Annotated in this window: 3 protein-coding genes and 1 pseudogene; all 4 read left to right on the forward strand. The window is 58.9% G+C overall.

Annotation, left to right across the window (positions count from 1 at the left end; genetic code table 11):
* Window positions 1–757, forward strand: a 757-nt coding sequence (locus EN750_RS25630) for a hydroxymethylpyrimidine/phosphomethylpyrimidine kinase (RefSeq protein ID WP_145967909.1), incomplete at its 5' end; no start/stop codon positions are given.
* Between the two features lie 627 nt (window positions 758–1,384).
* Window positions 1,385–1,609, forward strand: a complete 225-nt coding sequence (locus EN750_RS25640) for a DUF982 domain-containing protein (protein ID WP_245454712.1) — start codon at window positions 1,385–1,387, stop codon at window positions 1,607–1,609.
* A 729-nt stretch (window positions 1,610–2,338) separates the two neighbouring features.
* On the forward strand, window positions 2,339–2,773 hold the full coding sequence (locus tag EN750_RS25645) for an Hsp20/alpha crystallin family protein (RefSeq protein WP_167512181.1): 435 nt from the start codon (window positions 2,339–2,341) through the stop codon (window positions 2,771–2,773).
* Window positions 2,774–2,802: 29 nt separating this feature from the next.
* Window positions 2,803–3,225, forward strand: a pseudogene (locus EN750_RS25650) (histidine kinase dimerization/phosphoacceptor domain -containing protein); the annotation flags it as partial.

Genomic DNA, 3,225 nt, shown 5'->3' on the forward strand with positions numbered 1-3,225 from the left:
TGCTGGAATTGCACGCGATATCGAGACGATCTCTGCCATTGGCGTGCGCACCTGTCTCGCCGTCACAGCGCTAACGGTGCAAACGCATGACGCCGTGATCGAAATCTATTATTCGCCACCTAGCCTGGTGGCCAATCAGATGTGCGCCGCGCTGCAGGCCAACGACGTGGCCACAATCAAGATCGGCATGCTGGCGACTGCCAAGATCATTGTTGCCGTTGCCGCAGTGCTGCGCAAATTTCCGCATGTCCCCGCAGTACTCGACCCTGTGCTGGCCTCCACCTCAGGCCGCGCACTTCTGCAAGCAGGCGCTATCGCTGCCATGAAGCGCGATCTTATGCCGCTTTGCTGCATTGTCACGCCCAACCTCCCTGAACTGGCGCTCCTTAGTGGCTCCGAACTGGCAGTGGATGAGGACGGAGCGCTCCAACAAGGAAAAAGACTGCTGGCCGCCGGCCCTCAAGCCCTGCTGATCAAGGGTGGGCATGCGTCGGGAACCCGGTCGACCGATATTCTGTTACGCTCCGGGCACGAACCCATCCGCTTCGATGCACCGCGCCTTGCCACATCGATGCGCGGGACAGGTTGCATGCTGGCCAGCGCGATTGCGGCGCATCTGGCGAAGCCGAAGCCGCTCGAAGACAGCGTGCGCGAAGGCAAGCTGTTTGTCTTGGAGAGGCTTCAGAAATGCCGGCTGAATAACCACAGCGTTCTGCGTCCAGCCAAGCAGACCCATTTTCCAGAATTTTTCCCGTAGCGAGACTAGAGAAGGGGCTACTGCTTCTCTATGCCATCCTCACAACGCGTTGAGTTTCTCACTGCCAATTATGCGACTTTCGAGGTGCAAATAGCGAATATCGAGTTCTTAGTGACAGAAACGACCGGAATTGGTTGCGTGGATCACCAGGTCGCTACCGATTGGGTCAGCGACTCAATAGAACGTCACATCTCTGTCCACACTCGAGCTTATTTGCCGCAAACGCGTCGAGCCCCGCGTCAATCGGTCTTATAATAGTATCCGGGGCAGCTCCAAAGCTGTGGCATCGGCTACCCGCCGGCCGTGGCGCTTGCTGTTCGAGCGTCGGACGCCGCCTGCCATTGAACATCTGATGGGCTATTGGGTGGCGGCGACACACTCATCCAGGTGCAACTGGCTTTTTCAACTCGGGAACCAGCAGAAGCCTTCGCTGCGTCGCAACATTTGGATTATGTCGTACAGCCCGATCTTCCAGAGAAAACAAGACCTAACGTTCGAAACCTGTCACGCAACCAACCACCGAATGAAAGATCCAGCGTGCGATCGCAGGGAGGTAAGAATAACCGGTCTGGCTTTCCTATCGCCGGTCCAGGTTAAGACCAACGACGTCGTCACGACATCAACACAGTGCGCGAAGCGCTCGTATTCCTGAATCAGTGGCCAAAAGCGCGTCGGGGACCGGTATTCAGTTGCGCGGTGAGAAGCAGCAACGCAGCGATCGCCGGACAGATGACACCCGAGCAGGCGCGGCAAGCATTGTGGGATTTGCCAGGATTGCCGGCGTGCTGGCCAAATCTGATTTCGTCGTTGGTGGCGACTGATTTAAAGCTGCAGGAAGATCACCGCCGGTAACGCGTTGGCCCGCTGCTCGCCAAGACGGAAAGAACGCCGCCTTGTGAGTTCCAATAATGGGCGATGCGGGAATTGCACATGTCTGTGCCCATCTGTCCGGCCGAAATGCAAATGGCGTCACTGGCGAAGGTCAGCGAACGCGGCACGCAGGGCTGGATTCTTTTGACTTGCGGCAAGCCGACATAGGTGCTGGCTTGATGTCTCGGTCACTGCGACGTGTCATGCCGATTCATTCGTCAGCTACCATGACGATGCGGCGCGTCGCCTGCGATCAGTTGATCGAACCGCGGTGCAATTCGGGACGCTTCGTCGATCCCGACAGTTGCGCAAAGGGAAGCCAAATCAGCGACTAGAGGCAACGTGGCTACGGATTCGAAGGGACCCCGCTGTTGCCGAAGAGGTGACTGGTGGAATGTCAAAGATCACCTCGTGAAAGGCCATTTGGGGCCACCTAATGATAAAGCCGGATGCCGCTATCGGGTCCTGGCACGGGAATGACGGTCCGGCCCTACGGTGGATCGAGTTCGGTTCATGTCGCTTCGCAAGGAGGATGTGTTCCGGCGTCTGCCCGAACCCCTCTTTCTCGCATTCTGCGAGGTTGCGCGATCGGGCCGCTCGGTCTCTGTGCTGATCGCCCCTCCTGTTGCCATCGATCGATTCCGCTTCCGGTGCGCACGCACGTGTCGCGCGTGGCAATCATGCAAGGTCGTGAATCATAGGAGGATGTACATGCTTTTGTCGGATTTCGGCCGCATCGGGTTCGATCCGTTTGTGGAAATGCGGCGCATGCAACAGGAAGTAAACCAGCGTTTGGCCGGGCTGACCGCCAGCGCCGCTCAGGAGTTTCCGCCGATCAATCTTTGGACTGGCGAGGACAGCGTGGCGGTGGCCGCGGAACTGCCGGGGATATCACCTGACGAAATCGGCCTCACGGTGCGCGAGAACATTCTGACATTGAAGGGAACGCGCGAGCCTCGAACGGAGGACGAGAAATCCGTCTGGCACCGCCGTGAGCGCGCCTATGGGACCTTCTCCCGGACAGTGCAATTGCCATTCCGCGTCGACCCGGAACGGGTCGAGGCGCGTTTCGCCAACGGGCTGCTCGAAGTCGAGTTGCACCGGCCGGAGGCGGATCGGCCGAAGAAGATCCAGATCAAGGGATAGAGGGAGGCAAGCATGGCTCAGGAACGCGGATCGGCCGTCGCACCATGCTGCTCAATGCCCGCAAGGTGCTTTACGACCATAGTTCGGCCATCACCATCCTTCTCGCCTTCAATGACATAACGGCCCGTCGTATCATCGAGCGGGAGAAGGAAGAACTGCTCGGTCGCACCGAAGACCTGCTTCGGCAGAAAGACGTCCTGCTGCGCGAGATGGAGCATCGGGTTGCCAACAGCCTGCAGATCATTGCCTCGATCCTGTTGCTGAAGGCACGCTCGGTGACGTCGGAAGAGACGCGCCAGCATCTCAAGGACGCCCATCAGCGCGTTCTGTCCGTGGCCGAGGTGCAACGCCATCTCCACACCTCCGCCGGCGTCGACGAGATCGATGTCGGCTCTTACCTACCGAAATTGTGCAGCAGCCTCGCCTCGTCGATGGTCGGCGAAGCCCAGCCG

The sequence above is a fragment of the Mesorhizobium sp. M7A.F.Ca.ET.027.03.2.1 genome, assembly GCF_003999175.1.
Taxonomy (GTDB): Bacteria; Pseudomonadota; Alphaproteobacteria; order Rhizobiales; family Rhizobiaceae; genus Mesorhizobium.